We start from the raw sequence: 14,010 nt of genomic DNA on the forward strand, positions 1-14,010 counted from the left end.
CCTAATTAGCTTTGATATGTCTGCCAGATCCAAAACTTAACTAAGATGGCAACAGAAAACATCTGGCATAAGAGTTATGCACAAAGACTGAAATAATTATAAATTTCCGGATAATGCCAAGTCAGTTAATTGCATGATTTTTTCAAAGTAGAAATTGTGAGCTAAATCAGTTAAAGCAGATGCTAAGAGAGCATATTCAGCAGGAATCTGCTCTATAAATTTAAGAATTAACTCATCACTACATTGTGCTGCTGCATGGTTTAATTCTCTTAACCATTCAGGGGACATCTGACATAATTCCAGAAAAAAATCCTCAGATACATAATTATTTACATCCTCTACAGAGCTATTTTCTTCTTCATAAAGGTATTGCAGACCCAAATATTGCTTTAATTTTTCTAGTAAAAATTCTTCTCGAAACGGCTTTTTAATAAAATCATTACAGCCTGCTTGAATCATAAACGTACTTTGTTCTTCAAAGGCACTAGCCGTGAGGGCGATGATAATAGTTGGGAATTGACGATTGCGGTTCGGGGTTTGAGAGTGACTCATTCCAAGTGTCTTTTCCCTTGCCTTAATCTGTCTTGTTGCTTCATAACCATCCATGACTGGCATTCGCATATCCATAAAAATGATCTGTGGGTGCCAAGATTCCCACTCCAAAATAGCTTGTGTTCCATTGTTTGCTTCGCGGACTTTAAATCCGATCGCTGACAGTAATTTCACTAACAATAAACGACTGTCGCTTGCATCATCTACCACTAAGATACGGTACTCCGGTTGATTGGGTGCCAAACCGATGACTCGCTTCGGTACTGGGCTAATGATATTTTCGCTTTGACAAGTTAATTCAATAGGGATGTGAAAAGCAAAGGTACTACCCTCGCCTAAAGTACTGCGAACGCCAATCTCACCACCCATAAGATGCAGGTATTTACGGCAAATAGCTAATCCCAGCCCCGTTCCTTGTTGTGATTCTCTACCGGTTTCTGTTTGCCCAAATGGTTCAAACAGCAAATCCATTTCATGAGGTGCAATTCCAAGCCCAGTGTCTTGAACCTCAAAGATGAGGGATTGGGAGGTTTCTTTCCCAGATCCCAAGCCCCAGATCCCAGCCTCCAATCTTGCACGCAATGTCACGCGCCCACTGTTAGTAAACTTGATGGCATTACCTAAGAGGTTGAGCAAAACTTGACGCAGCTTACTGGCATCGGTTTTTACGTTTTGGGGAAGGTTTGCATCTAACTCAAACACCAGTTCTAAACCTTTTGAAACTGCACGTAAATGCAGCATTTGTTGCAAGTTATTCAAGAGGTGATATAGATCGAAAGAGTTGATGTTGAGGGTTGTCCTACCTGCTTCAATTTTAGACATTTCCAAAATGTCATTGATTAAGCTAAGTAGGTGTTCTCCCGCACGATTAATGATTTCTAGATTCTGCTGAGTTTCTCGGGATAATTTGCGATCGCGACTCATCAATTGGGTAAAGCCAAGAATAGCATTGAGTGGCGTCCGCAGCTCGTGACTCATGTTTGCTAGAAATTCACTTTTGGCATGATTGGCAGCATCAGCAGCAATAACAGCCTGTTGCAATGCTGTTGACTGTTCTTGAGTTTTTGCCAGGAGTTCTACTTGCTGTAGTGCAACTCCCAACTGATTGCCTATTTGCACAACAATATTAATTTCTCCTGTTTTCCAGTTTCGAGTATTGGAATTTTGATAACTTGCAAGCAGTCCCCAAAGTTGCTGACCGCAAAATATGGGAACGGTAATATAAGCTTTGGCTTGAAAGCGTTCCAAAAGATTAATATAACAAGAGTCAAAATCGGCTTTGTAAATATCGGGAACACACAAGAAACTCGTACCCTGGTTGTATACGCCGCCTTGAGTTTCTTGCATATAAGTATCTAAAACTTGATTATCTTGACTGTTAAATAGTTGAATGATGCAACGTTCGTTTTCTAAAGCATTTTTAGTCAGATCGGGGTTACTTTGATTTGCTTCAATGATAGACGCCCAGCTTTTGCCTACAGACTCCGCGATGAACTCTCCACTCCAATCTGGATTAAAACGGTACACAACAACGCGATCGCAATTAAGGACTTGTCGCAATTCTTGTGTTGTGGCAGCAAAAATTGTTTTTAAATCTAACGATTGCCGCATACTTTGAATCACGTGGGATATGGCTCGTTCCCTTTCTGCACTTTCCCTTAATTCAATTTCTGCAAACTCGCGAGATTTAATTTCATTTTGTAGTTGGAGATTTTGCTCTTTTAGTTGTTTTTGCCATTTTTGAGTCTTGAGTTGATTTTCTATACGCAATAAAATCTCTTCTTCAGTAGTCGGTTGCGTAATATAATCAAAAATACCCAATCTCAAATATTTTAATTTTTCATGAATATTATTTATAAAGTTAATAAAAATTATTGGTATATTTTCAGTTCTCTCATTTGATTTTAAATGGTGGCAAATTGTATATGTTTCTGTTTCTCGAAGTGTAACATTTAACACAATTATATCGGGTACTTCCAGAAGAACGCGAGGGAGTATCTCTTCTGGTTGAAAATTACTTCTTTGAACACTGTAACCTTTATGGATAAGGATGTTAAATAGCTCCTGTAGCTGTTCTGGTCGATCGTCAAAAAATAAGATTTTTGTTTCCCGGACATCCTTTTCCATAAAATTAAGTTTTTCCTTTTCCTGAGGTGATTAAAACAATCAAATTAGAATCGCCACCAAGTCTTCTGCACGTAACTTAGGACACCCATAGCTACTGCTGCTAGAAGCAACAGCCAAATAACCCCTCCAGGAAGAAAAGTGATCGCACCAAAACCTCTCAAAACCCAGACAGCGATCGCAACACCAAGAAAAATACCTAGAGATTGGTTTAACCTGCGATTTAACTTAGAAGAATTCATTTCTAGTGCTCCAACATCAAAAGTTTGTTGTAAGTTAGCTTTTTTTATTTTATCTTGACAAGATTTTACAAATCCTGAAAGACTCATAAATTGTATGGGGTCGGCTATAGACGCATTATTTTCTGCTATTGAAGATTTAAAAGGAATTTTCAGTATTTCTACTGAATGCAATCAGTGAATACTCGTGAACAATTTAAGAATATCTTTAAAAAGTTTTGGGCGAAGGTAATTCACCCTTTGGGTATCTCTGTATATCCCAAGGACATAGAGCTATAGGCTCGCTCTTTTCAGTTGGGAAATCTGCTGGCTTTCCCTAGACCCGCCATCTAGGTAAACTAGTGAATTTTAAACCGTTTTAGTAGCTTCTGGGCTCTCTGATGCTGAGGGGAGAACACATTATATGAAATAAGAATTCTAGAAATTTTAATTTTAGCGATAAGAAGAGGCTAGTTTTTATGAAGTTTTGGTAATAATTGCAAACACGTGGTAATTTCCGGAAAACTTGTAGATCGGATTGGAACTAAAATTGGCATATTTGGCTCGATTGAGACCTATATCCAGTTATAGACCTTTAAGTTGTAGGTGTTTTGAGGAGTGATTGAAAGTAATATGAGGGCATCGTCAACATCAGATACAGTTATTACTGGTTCAAATATGGTTTGGAATCAAGATCAACAAAGATTGTTGATGCAAGGCGAAATATTAGTACAGACAAGCTCGCATACAGCCTGGGGCGGTGCTGTGACAGCCACAATGTACGTACCATTGATGCGATCGCAAGTGTGGCAGCAAATTACAGATTATCCCCGTTGGGTGCAATATTTTCCGGATGTGACCAAAAGTGAAGTGTTGCAACGAGGAGAAGCCAAGCGTCTGTATCAAGCAGCACAAAAAGCTTTCTTATTTTTTACAGCTCAAGTCGAAATTTACCTTAACGTTGTAGAAGAAATTGGACAGCGGATACAATTTCGACTGGAAAAAGGCACATTTCACGATTTTACGGCTAACTTAGAGCTAAAAGATTGTGGTAATGGCACTTTACTGACTTATGGAGTGGCAGCAACTCCGACCATACCCGTACCATCTATTTTTATACAACAAGCAATGAACTTTGAATTGCCAACAAATATGCGTAAAATGCGACAAGTGCTTTGTAAGGGTCAGTAAAAGCGATGTCACAGGCAACTGAAATTTTAGACTTTTGGTTTGGCAAACCAGATGAACCGGGTTATGGAAAACCAAAATCTTCATGGTTTAGTAAAAAACCGGAATTTGACGAAGAACTTCGCGTCCGGTTTTTAACAGCTTATCAAAAAGCAGCAGCAGGAAATCTCGACGAATGGCTTGATGCCCCTGAGAGCTGTTTGGCTCTCATTTTGCTGCTCGATCAATTTCCCCGAAACGTTTTCCGAGATACTCCCGAAGCCTTTTTAACAGACTGGGAAGCACTCTCCGCAGCGCATCATGCCATTGCCCATGGCTATGACAAAGCACTTCTACCTGTCCAACGCTGGTTTATTTATCTCCCATTTGAACACAGCGAAAACTTGGAACATCAGCGTAAGTCGGTTCAGTTGTTTGAGCAACTCACCAACGATCCTGACAGTGCCAGTTGTATTGATTATGCTATTCGCCATATGAAAGTCATAGAGCGTTTTGGTCGCTTTCCCCATCGCAATGCGATTTTGGGAAGAACTTCAACACCAGAAGAAAAAGAGTTTTTAAAACAGACAGGGTCTTCTTTTTAAGAATAATCGGTGACCGATGAGCACCAACCAGCGTCGGTCACTGAAATACGTACTGTTTATATTCTGATAAATTTATTGAATCTTGAAGAACAATTGGTTCACTGCCAAACAAGACAGCGTCTAATTCGCTTTCCGTAAAAGAATAGCCTAAAGTAGTAGCAAAATTAACAATTTTTGTTTTATCCCAATCCCAAATACCAAATAATCCGCGAACGCAGCACTGACGGTAGTATTGCTCGTAAATTGCTCGATCCGACATCAACGTGTCATAAAAAGCATTCACTTGCTCTAGTGCCATAGCATTTTATCTCCCTTTAGTATGATTTGTAGCATTTAGACAAAGCTACATAGATCCACCAGTTAATTCCGGTTACATACATTATTCAAAAGATTTGTGTTCTGCCAAGGATAAATTTAGAAAAAGCGATCGGGGACAAGGGGGATAAGGGAGACAAGGGAGACAAGGAAGAATTCTACCTTGTCTACCCCCTCTACCTTGTCCCCGATCCCTTCTTTATCCTTTCTTCGATGCAATACAACGTCGGATCTCATCATTAAAAAGCCAGCCTTGGCTACCATCAGGTAGTTGAACTTCTGTAAAATCACCGCGCGATCGCAAAAACAAAACCCTTTCGCCTAGCTTGAGTTGTTTGATTGCACCAACTTCTGTTCCCGGTTCGGGTCGTAATTTAGCCGTAAACCTACCACCAGGAGGGGAAATAATACGACAAAGCTGGGGTTTTTCAGATAGCCAACTCTGTTGTGCGTTACTTCCGCTTGTGTTGTCAGCGTTAAAAAAGACCAATCCACCGATCGCACTCGCACAGACGGCAAAACTGACTCCCAAGAGGCGTGGCACTTTGCTGGGTATTGAAGCAATTGTAGATCGACCCGACCGCACAATCAGCTTTGAGTGTTCTTTAAAGCTGTTCACTTTGGGCATGCGTATCGTTTTCACGACGGGTTGTTGCGGGGCGATCGGTACAAGTGCGAATTCAATTGGAACATACCCTACAGGATAATCCTTGCTTGCGATCGCACTCACCCTAACATTGACTTGTCCCAAACGTATACTGCTACCAATAAAAAGAGGTATTTCACCAGCTAAAAGTAATTGACCATCAACAATAGGAGGGTTCCTTTGGCGTAAATTCCGCAAATAAAATCTTTCCTTAGCTTGATGAAAAAAGATTTCAATATGCAGCCCTGACACGGTTGGATCGTTCAAAACAATATCGCACTCTTCGGGATTGCGACCAACACGAACTCTACCGGGCTTCTTGCTATGTTGCTTCTCAGTAATTTTGCGATTCTTAGCTAATTCTCCTTCTTCCCATTCCAAAGTCAGTTCGTGTAAAGTCGTAGTTGTGACAGTCGCCTCAACACCTGAAAGTTGGTTGGGGTAAGCCGCTAATTCTCGAAGCGCACACAAAGCCTCTGTTGCTGTCTGATAACGATCCTTGAAGTGATAGCGTGTCATTTGAGTTAAGACAGCAGATAATCCCGGACTCACACAAGCTAGATGTTGCCACAAAATTTCTCCTGTGTTCGGATCGTCTTGGAGTTTGTGCGGATACATCCCCGTGAGTGCTTGAATACCCATCATCCCCAAGGCGTAGATATCGCTGCTAGGGCGCGGTAAGCGTCTAATTTGTTCGGAAGGCATATATCCGCGAGTTCCGACGATCAGAGTCAGATTATTATGCCCCGTGCGAGTTGCTGTTTGACTTCGCAATTGTTTAATTGCGCCAAAGTCAATCAGAACTAATTTGTTATCTGAAGCGCGTCTGATAAGATTGCTGGGTTTAATATCACGATGAATGACTCCTTGGCTGTGGACAAACTCTAAAATGCTCAGTACCTCAATGAGCAATTGGATAACTTGGCTTTCTGTCCATCTCAACCCCAAAGTTATTTCTTTGTTGAGAGAGTATCCATCAATAAATTCTTGTACCAAATAAAATTCTTGGTTCTCTTCAAAATATGCAAACAGTCGGGGAATTTGGTCGTGGCTACCCAACTTTTGCAACGTTTCAGCTTCTTTTTGAAATAACCTTCTAGCAGTTTCTAAAATTTCAGGGTCTGTACTAGAAGATTTAAGATGTTTGAGGACGCATTTAGGGTTTCCTGGGAGGTGGCTGTCCTCAGCAACGTAAGTTTGCCCAAAACCTCCTTCACCCAATACTTCAAGGACTTTGTAATGTCCTGCTAGTAACTGCCCAATCATGTTGTAACGGTGATTGTAAAAAGATTTCCGCAATGATTCCCCACGTAAAGAAAGGATAAAGGATAAAGGATGAAGGATGAAAAGAACAATGAAGAATCAAGGGTCATAAATAACGACTTTTCATACTTTACACTTGAGACTTCACACTTTATCTAACATATTTTTCTAATAAATAGGGAAGTCTAAATAGAGAAGAGTTTTGTATGGTTTGTTGCACTTTACTTGAAGTGCTCTAGTGTCGCTTATTTGGTAGATATCAATAAAACGACCCCAGTACATAAATGAATATCAAATCTAATAAACCATTGTTGCCATTTTGGCAGATTTACTCAAAACCTAATTCAATCTTTTTCGATATTTTTATTTAATCTTTTAGTCAAATTCATATCGATTTAAATTAGGAGAATTAACTACGGTGAGCCAGATTAACATAAAAAGACGAAACTAAAAGTTTACAATAAACATTAATAGTTTATTGGAAAAATACTCTAAAAAGTTAGAGCCTATACAGACGTACAAATATGTTGCTCTATGAACTAAGTACAGTATATTAAAAAAGTTACGTTTATAAAAATTTTGAAAAAAAGCTTTTTATACAGATAATTCTACGGTAAAAGATAATTTATGTCTGAGTGAGGGCATCCCTATTATGAAGAACTCTTTTCGGTTAGAATTTGGTACGATTTGTATCACTGTACTCTTGACATTATGTGGATGTGTGTCTCCAAAGGATTTAGATAATGTCAAATTTGAATTGCAAGATACGCAACAACAACTTCAAGAGGCGCAGAGACAGCTCAAGGATAGCGAACAACAAATTCAAATCCTGCAACAGCAACTCAAACAAAAAAATTCTGATATTGTAATAATGAACACTTGTTTGCAAGGTGTCGGGCGGGCGTTATCTGATATGGGAGATGGAAACAGTTCCGGGGCTTTTACGAATTTATCGTCAGTAGCGCAAGAATGCCGTCAATCGGATAGTATTGCAGAAAAAGTTCGCGTTGAGAAAAACAAAATATCCACCATAACAGTAACCACCAACAACTAACAACTAACCTTGAGCTACCTCAAAGACAGAGGAAGAAATTTTTGACAAAGTAGGGATAGCATTCAATCGGGAGTTAAAGACATGAGCAATGCTACCCTCAATTTCCAAACAGCAGCCGGACACCAAGTGCTAGCTGCTGCAGGTAAAAAATATTTACGTCCGGGTGGACGATTAGCAACAGAGCAATTACTCCAATGGGCTAATTTTCAGCCCGGAGAGACGGTTTTAGAATTAGCCTCTAGTTTTGGCTACAGCGCCATAGAACTGGCAAAACGTTATAACGTGAAAGTTGTTGGTGTAGAAAAAAATCCTGAAAGTGCTCTTCGTGCTCGTGCTAATATCCGTAACGCAGGCTTAGAAAACCAAATCGAAATTATTGAGGGTGATATTTTTCAATTAAATAAAATACCGGGTAAGTTCGATTACGTTTTAGCAGAAGCGATTTTGACCATGCAATCGCCCCCTGGCAAAGCTAAAATTTTATCTCAAATACACAACAAACTTAAAACTAAAGGTCTATTTCTCAGCCATGAATTACTAGCCAATGGCAAAGAAGAAGAAATTCATACCGATCTGGCAAGAGTGTTAAGATATAATTCCAAGCCACTTTCACAAGCTAACTGGAACGCTGTGTTTGCCTCTGCAGGATTGCAACTGCAGCAGCAAAAAATTGGAAAAATGTCCTTATTAAATTTAGGGCAGATGTTTCAAGATGAAGGTGTATTAAGTACTATTCGGATTTTATGGAACATTTTTACCCATAAGCCTATTCGCCAACGAGTTTGGGAAATGCGCCGGATTTTCCATAAATACAACAACGAACTAGGCTATATTATCATTTGCGCGATCGCCCAATAATCTCAAAAGAGGAGAGAAAGCAAGAGTATTTTGTTGAAAACAGTTCATATCAAATCCGTTTATATCGGAATTATTTCTCTTTCCTCTCTCTCTCTGCGCTCTCTGCGTCTCTGCGGTTTTTTAATCATTCATATCCTACCGGATTTGATATCAAATACAAAGCTTTGCAATCCACAATATAAACTCCACGCATCCAAAATCTAAAATTCCTATGATGAATACTACCAAATCCAACATCCAATTGTATTCAGAAATTGAATACCCCTGTGACGGAGTTCTGAGCAAAGTGTTAATCAAAGATAAAACTTGTCAATACACGCTCTTTTGTTTAGCAGCTGACACGGAAATTTCCGAGCATACCTCTACCCGCAATGCCACAATAAACGTTATCCAAGGAAAGGGTTTCCTGACTTTATCAGGAGAAGAGATCGCACTAGAACCTGGTGTTTTTGTCTTTATGCCTGCAAATGCTCCCCATGCATTGAAAGCCACGGATAATTTAGCATTTTTACTAACTCTTTGTAACAGAGATTAAAAAAGGATTGGGAGATACCTGAAAAGTTACTGCTCTCCATTAGCGATCGCGTCTAATTTCTTCGTATCCAGAATCGTTATTTTGCCTCCGCGACTGTAATCAATAACTGAGTTCACACTTTTGATCAAACGGACACATTCTTCATAAGTGATGCCAATACTTCGAGCCATGCGATAGTAAGGCAATTGAATTTTCAACGCTACTCCTTGTTCGGTTGGCTCCGTACCATCATGAGTCGCAAAATATTGAATTAATCTTGCAAGACGGACAATAGCTCTTTCAGAGACTAACCCATGAACTGTTTCATGTAGTTGCTGAATGCGAGAGTTAAAAACCACGAGCATACGCAGAGCAATATCAGGATTTTGCTGAATAGCTTTCAGTAAAGCATCTCTTGCTACCGTCAAAATCTCGCAATCACTCTGCGCCGTCACAGTCGCAGGTGCAACACCATCTCCAAGTAAAGCAGGAGCCGCAAAAATATCCCCAGTAGAAAGAGTGCGAAGAATTGTTTCTTTCCCTGTTGATGCTGTTTTAGTTATTTGAATTGAACCACCCACCACAGCGTATAACTTTGCTGGTAAACGATCTCCTTCATGCAGGATAATTTCACCATTCCGGTAGGAATGTACTTGAGTGTGAGGTTGCAAATTCAATTTATCTGCTGTTTCCAAATCGGCTAGTACGCTAACTTTTGAAAGCTGTTCTACACTTGCCTGCATAATTGGATTACTGGTTACCAGTCACCGTTAACGATGGACGGTGCTGAATCCATGGCTTTGCAACTTCCAGTTGTGCTGCTAGGCTAATTAAGGTAGCTTCTGCTGCGGGGCGTCCTATCAATTGCACGCCTATAGGTAAACCATTGCTGTCAAAACCCACAGGAAGTGCGATCGCAGGTTGTCCTGTCGCATTAGCGGGCGGACAGGGTGCAACCCAGTCAATAATTTTTTGGAATGTCTCTTCTGGGCTTAAGTCTGCCCATTCTCCAACACGAATGGGAGAATGGAGGTAAACTGGCAATACCAGTACATCCACCGTATCAAAAAATGCCACAATTTGTCGGGATACAACTTGCATTTGAGAAACTGCTTTCAAGTATTCCCCAGCAGAACCGCTTCTTTCAAACAACCATTGGGTAAATGGCTGTAAAATCTCATAAGGAAGCCCCGAAGAAGCTGGTGCAGTTTGCCAAACAATTTTAAACGGTTCTACGATCCCACTAAAATCAGGGCATTTTTCTTCCACAACATGACCGAGTTGTTCTAATAACTCGACTGTTTGCAAGACTCCTTGCTTGCAGTTGCTATCTGCTTCTCCAATGGGAAGGATTTTTGTAGAATAAGCAATCCGCAACCGTCCTGGTTTGATTTGAGTCGCAGCAAGAAATGATGGTTCGGGATTGGGAAGCCAATATGGATCGCCCGTGACATAGCCAGACATCACATCTAAAAGTGCAGCCGCATCTGCAACAGTACGTCCCAGGGGACCGTTCATTGCAATACCATTCATGCGATCGCCCACGGGTGCGTGAGTTACGCGTCCCCGTGATGGCTTGATTCCCACCAAACCACAACAAGCTGCTGGTCCCCGCACCGAACCGCCACCATCAGAACCTTGGGCGATCGCGCACAACCCTGCTGCTACGGCTGCGGCTGCACCACCACTCGAACCACCGGGAGTGTATTCCAAATTCCAGGGATTTCTAGCAGGAGGAAAGCCCCTCGGTTCCGTATAGGGACACGCACCTAGTTCTGAAGTTGCTGTTTTACCGAGAATAATAAATCCAGCGTGCTTAATGCGCGTAACCACACCATCATCATAATTAGGAATATTATTTAATAATGCCGGATTTCCAAAAGTACAAGGGACACCTGCAAGGGGGTTCAAGTCTTTGATAGAAATTGGCACGCCAAAAAATGGTGGCAATTCGGAAGCACTTGCGAGAATCTCTGTTTTAGCTTTAGCATCTGCAATAGCTTGCTCTGCCAACACTGTAAAATAACTTCCCAACTGAGGATTGAACTGTTGAATGCGTTCTAGGTAGACTTGTACTAAGTCTAGGGGAGAAACTTCCCGACGACGAACTAACTGCGCCTGTTCTAGGGCTGGAGTAAAAGCTAGATCCACTTGATTCATTGTGTTTTTTGAGGGTTTAGTTGTATTTATTCCTAGCGTTTTCTATCATTTTTTTTACTACCAGTTCATTCTAGAACAGGAGATACTCGCATGCGTCTTCACCGTTACAACAACCTACAGCAGATTCAGCAACTCAACCCACTGCAAGACCACTGTCAAATTTATCATCTGATGTTGGGCTACGAGTTTCCATGGGACATAACGAGAGCACTAGAAGTTGCACTTATGAAAACTTATTGTGTTCCGAGTATTTCTAAGTTATTAGATAAAACGGGGGAGTTTCACAAACGTCCTCAAAAACGCTACGATGATACAGCAATAATTATTGTAGAGTTTTGTAAATGGGGTTATGACAGCGATCGCGGTTGTCAGGCAATTCAGCGCATGAATGCCATTCACTCTCGTTTCAAAATTCAAAATGCTGATTTTCTCTATGTTCTGTCAACCTTTATTTTTGAACCTATCCGTTGGAATAGCCGTTTTGGTTGGAGGTTGATGTCGGAACAAGAAAGGCTCGCCTCTTTTTATTTCTGGCGGGAAGTGGGCAATCGGATGCACATTGAAGGGATTCCTGCAACTTACGAGGAATTGGAACAATACAATATTGAGTACGAACGAACGCACTTTCACTATGCAGAAACCAATCGTTCCGTTGGTGAAGCAACTCGTGATTTATTTTTGAGTTGGTACCCCAAGTGGATGTCTCCTCTTTTAAAACCTGCAATATACGCCTTACTTGATGACGCAATGCTAGATGCTTTTGGTTTTGAACATCCCTCCCAATGGCTGCGTCAAAGTGTTGAAAAAACTCTGCAAATCCGGGGTAGAATACAGCGTTTCTTACCACCCCTCAAGCAGTCAAAGTTTTTTATCGACTCTCCAACCCGCACCTATCCTCATGGCTATGCGATCGCAAATCTCGGATCGAAAGAAAAAGTTATCAATCACGACTAAAAACTTTGTTTGGTAGGTGTTATCAGCTTTACAATCATTAAAATTTATTCCAAAGGATTTAGGGCTGCTATATATTATCGGAATCTTTTGTCAAAGATTTCCAAACAAAATGTAATATAGCTTTACTCTTGTTCTTTTAAAGCCCGTCGTGCCAATTTCGCATAAGTCTTGACTGTTTCATAAGGCATCTCCAAATCTTGTGCCACTACCTGCAAAGACTCTCCCATCTCCCGCCTTGCCAAGATAGTTGCCCATTTCGAGGCTATTTCATCCGCACGATCTCCTCCAGTTCGCTTGCGTTGTGCCCTAAAAATTTCTACCAAATCCTCAATTCGTTTTGCCAACACACTTTCTACATCAGGTATATCTTGCGGAACTTCAGATGACCAACCCAAACGTGTTTGTCCCAAGCCAAAAGTAGTTTTATGACCGGTTCCGCAATAAAATGCGAGTTTCCCCAAAGCATAAAATAACTGCTCGAACTCTGGTTCTTGTGCTGCTTCTTTCTTCAAACTTAACTCAATTGCCCCAGTAAATCCCGTAACTGCACCTTTTTTACCTGCTAATACCTTTACAGTTGTTACCTGACAACGATTAATCAAGACATTGTCGTCTACCCAAGCCAGAAAAGCATCTTGGTCAACAGGTATCCCGGAAAAGTCGTTCCAACGCCTTAGGTAGCTGTGAAAAATGTTAACTGGAACGGGTAGAGGTAAATGATGACCTTTGCGACGGAAACTAGTAGGGCTCAGAAATGTTAAGGAGATCGTTCCACCGTACTCAGAATCTAACAGTGCGGCATAAGTTGTAGGAGGATGTGAAATTTGACAGGAAGCTATAGTTAAGGGGGCGTCTCGCAAATCAACTGAAGAAGGTAACTTTTTTACCCACTGCGCCATCCACTTTTGTACTCTACTGGATAAAGCTGTGACGTACCAATGATAAGAAGTGTTTGCAAGTAGTCGTATTTGTCTGCCGCTACTGGTTATCTCTCCATCTAATGCTGAGATAGTAAACGGTTTTTCGGATTCTCCATCATGCAAGTATGCTGACAGTTCAGGGTCTGTAGAACGCACGCGATCGAGAAACCAGGCATGAAGTCCGATAGTGTATTGGGCGTAAAGATAAGAATCTTTTTGGGGAACTAACTCAAACATCAAGCCCATCAATTCTGTGTCTGGCGACCATTTTGGGCGAGACTGAGGTTTACTTGGCTTTGTTGGAGAGCGTTGGGGCATGATGGTATTTGAGTTTTTTTGTATTTTATCTTGCATTCATCCCCTGCTGGGGATAAAGTAATAAATTTTTATTGACAAGCCCTACAGACTGGAAGTCTGTGGCTACATAAAGGAAGCCCACCTGCGTGGGCTAAAACCCAGAGCCCATGCAGGTGGGCTTTGTTTGTATAGCCGAGGCAGCGCGTTGCCCAGAGCAGCGCCGTGCCCAGAGAAGTTGCGGTTTGGGGGTTTCCACGTCAGATGCTTCACTTGGGTAAAGACGACAGGTGCTTCAACGGAGGAAACCTCCGCAACGCACTGTCTCCCCAATAGCAAACTTCGGGGGGTTTCCGCCCAACCCCA

General features: G+C 41.2%; 13 protein-coding genes. 6 read left to right on the forward strand and 7 right to left on the reverse strand.

Annotation, left to right across the window (positions count from 1 at the left end; genetic code table 11):
• Window positions 1-96: 96 nt before the first annotated feature.
• Both HC643_RS32335 and HC643_RS32340 read right to left on the reverse strand, forming a co-directional pair.
• On the reverse strand, window positions 97-2,679 hold the full coding sequence (locus tag HC643_RS32335) for a GAF domain-containing hybrid sensor histidine kinase/response regulator (protein ID WP_038079939.1): 2,583 nt from the start codon (window positions 2,677-2,679) through the stop codon (window positions 97-99).
• A 44-nt stretch (window positions 2,680-2,723) separates the two neighbouring features.
• Window positions 2,724-2,918, reverse strand: a complete 195-nt coding sequence (locus HC643_RS32340; RefSeq protein WP_038079991.1) for a hypothetical protein — start codon at window positions 2,916-2,918, stop codon at window positions 2,724-2,726.
• Window positions 2,919-3,527: 609 nt separating this feature from the next.
• On the opposite strand from HC643_RS32340, the gene HC643_RS32345 reads away from it, so the two are divergent.
• Together HC643_RS32345 and HC643_RS32350 are read left to right on the forward strand one after the other, a co-directional pair.
• Entirely contained in the window at window positions 3,528-4,085 is a 558-nt protein-coding gene (locus tag HC643_RS32345; RefSeq protein WP_038079941.1) for an SRPBCC family protein, read from the forward strand.
• Between the two features lie 5 nt (window positions 4,086-4,090).
• Window positions 4,091-4,666, forward strand: a complete 576-nt coding sequence (locus tag HC643_RS32350; RefSeq protein WP_038079943.1) for a DUF924 family protein — start codon at window positions 4,091-4,093, stop codon at window positions 4,664-4,666.
• A gap of 37 nt (window positions 4,667-4,703) precedes the next feature.
• On the opposite strand, the gene HC643_RS32355 is transcribed toward HC643_RS32350, so the two are convergent.
• Both HC643_RS32355 and HC643_RS32360 read right to left on the reverse strand, forming a co-directional pair.
• A complete protein-coding gene (locus HC643_RS32355) occupies window positions 4,704-4,964 on the reverse strand; it encodes a Nif11-like leader peptide family natural product precursor (RefSeq protein WP_038079946.1) in 261 nt (86 codons plus the stop codon).
• A 216-nt stretch (window positions 4,965-5,180) separates the two neighbouring features.
• Complete coding sequence (locus HC643_RS32360; protein ID WP_038079948.1) at window positions 5,181-6,893, reverse strand: protein kinase domain-containing protein; 1,713 nt, start codon at window positions 6,891-6,893, stop codon at window positions 5,181-5,183.
• Between the two features lie 649 nt (window positions 6,894-7,542).
• Here HC643_RS32360 and HC643_RS32365 point away from each other — a divergent pair.
• From HC643_RS32365 to HC643_RS32375, 3 genes are all read left to right on the forward strand, one after another.
• Window positions 7,543-7,944, forward strand: coding sequence for a hypothetical protein (locus tag HC643_RS32365; RefSeq protein ID WP_038079951.1), 402 nt, complete (start codon window positions 7,543-7,545; stop codon window positions 7,942-7,944).
• A gap of 81 nt (window positions 7,945-8,025) precedes the next feature.
• A complete protein-coding gene (locus HC643_RS32370; protein ID WP_038079953.1) occupies window positions 8,026-8,802 on the forward strand; it encodes an SAM-dependent methyltransferase in 777 nt (258 codons plus the stop codon).
• A 211-nt stretch (window positions 8,803-9,013) separates the two neighbouring features.
• Entirely contained in the window at window positions 9,014-9,337 is a 324-nt protein-coding gene (locus HC643_RS32375) for a cupin domain-containing protein (protein ID WP_237265992.1), read from the forward strand.
• A 26-nt stretch (window positions 9,338-9,363) separates the two neighbouring features.
• Here HC643_RS32375 and HC643_RS32380 read toward each other — a convergent pair whose 3' ends face one another.
• Window positions 9,364-10,059 carry a Crp/Fnr family transcriptional regulator gene (locus HC643_RS32380; RefSeq protein ID WP_038079957.1) on the reverse strand — a complete coding sequence of 232 codons (696 nt, stop codon included), beginning with the start codon at window positions 10,057-10,059 and terminating at the stop codon, window positions 9,364-9,366.
• Window positions 10,060-10,066: 7 nt separating this feature from the next.
• On the reverse strand, window positions 10,067-11,476 hold the full coding sequence (locus HC643_RS32385) for an amidase (protein WP_038079958.1): 1,410 nt from the start codon (window positions 11,474-11,476) through the stop codon (window positions 10,067-10,069).
• Between the two features lie 90 nt (window positions 11,477-11,566).
• Here HC643_RS32385 and HC643_RS32390 point away from each other — a divergent pair, with 90 nt between their 5' ends.
• The gene (locus HC643_RS32390) at window positions 11,567-12,430 is read left to right on the forward strand and encodes an oxygenase MpaB family protein (protein ID WP_038079960.1); all 864 of its coding nucleotides are present in this window, start codon (window positions 11,567-11,569) and stop codon (window positions 12,428-12,430) included.
• Between the two features lie 122 nt (window positions 12,431-12,552).
• Here HC643_RS32390 and cas6 read toward each other — a convergent pair whose 3' ends face one another.
• Window positions 12,553-13,668: a CRISPR-associated endoribonuclease Cas6 gene (cas6, locus tag HC643_RS32395; RefSeq protein WP_038079992.1), complete on the reverse strand. Its 1,116-nt coding sequence runs from the start codon at window positions 13,666-13,668 to the stop codon at window positions 12,553-12,555.
• Window positions 13,669-14,010 lie beyond the last annotated feature (342 nt).

This window comes from Tolypothrix bouteillei VB521301, from assembly GCF_000760695.4.
In the GTDB taxonomy this organism is placed as follows: Bacteria; Cyanobacteriota; Cyanobacteriia; order Cyanobacteriales; family Nostocaceae; genus Scytonema; species Scytonema bouteillei_A.

Excerpts from the sequence above, each read along its gene's own strand:
- HC643_RS32375 (WP_237265992.1), top strand. The coding sequence starts at position 9,014 with ATGATGAATACTACCAAATCCAACATCCAATTGTATTCAGAAATTGAA.
- cas6 (WP_038079992.1), bottom strand. The coding sequence starts at position 13,668 with ATGCCCCAACGCTCTCCAACAAAGCCAAGTAAACCTCAGTCTCGCCCA.
- HC643_RS32345 (WP_038079941.1), top strand. The coding sequence starts at position 3,528 with ATGAGGGCATCGTCAACATCAGATACAGTTATTACTGGTTCAAATATG.
- HC643_RS32340 (WP_038079991.1), bottom strand. The coding sequence starts at position 2,918 with ATGAATTCTTCTAAGTTAAATCGCAGGTTAAACCAATCTCTAGGTATT.
- HC643_RS32370 (WP_038079953.1), top strand. The coding sequence starts at position 8,026 with ATGAGCAATGCTACCCTCAATTTCCAAACAGCAGCCGGACACCAAGTG.
- HC643_RS32350 (WP_038079943.1), top strand. The coding sequence starts at position 4,091 with ATGTCACAGGCAACTGAAATTTTAGACTTTTGGTTTGGCAAACCAGAT.
- HC643_RS32385 (WP_038079958.1), bottom strand. The coding sequence starts at position 11,476 with ATGAATCAAGTGGATCTAGCTTTTACTCCAGCCCTAGAACAGGCGCAG.
- HC643_RS32335 (WP_038079939.1), bottom strand. The coding sequence starts at position 2,679 with ATGGAAAAGGATGTCCGGGAAACAAAAATCTTATTTTTTGACGATCGA.
- HC643_RS32380 (WP_038079957.1), bottom strand. The coding sequence starts at position 10,059 with ATGCAGGCAAGTGTAGAACAGCTTTCAAAAGTTAGCGTACTAGCCGAT.
- HC643_RS32365 (WP_038079951.1), top strand. The coding sequence starts at position 7,543 with ATGAAGAACTCTTTTCGGTTAGAATTTGGTACGATTTGTATCACTGTA.
- HC643_RS32355 (WP_038079946.1), bottom strand. The coding sequence starts at position 4,964 with ATGGCACTAGAGCAAGTGAATGCTTTTTATGACACGTTGATGTCGGAT.
- HC643_RS32360 (WP_038079948.1), bottom strand. The coding sequence starts at position 6,893 with ATGATTGGGCAGTTACTAGCAGGACATTACAAAGTCCTTGAAGTATTG.
- HC643_RS32390 (WP_038079960.1), top strand. The coding sequence starts at position 11,567 with ATGCGTCTTCACCGTTACAACAACCTACAGCAGATTCAGCAACTCAAC.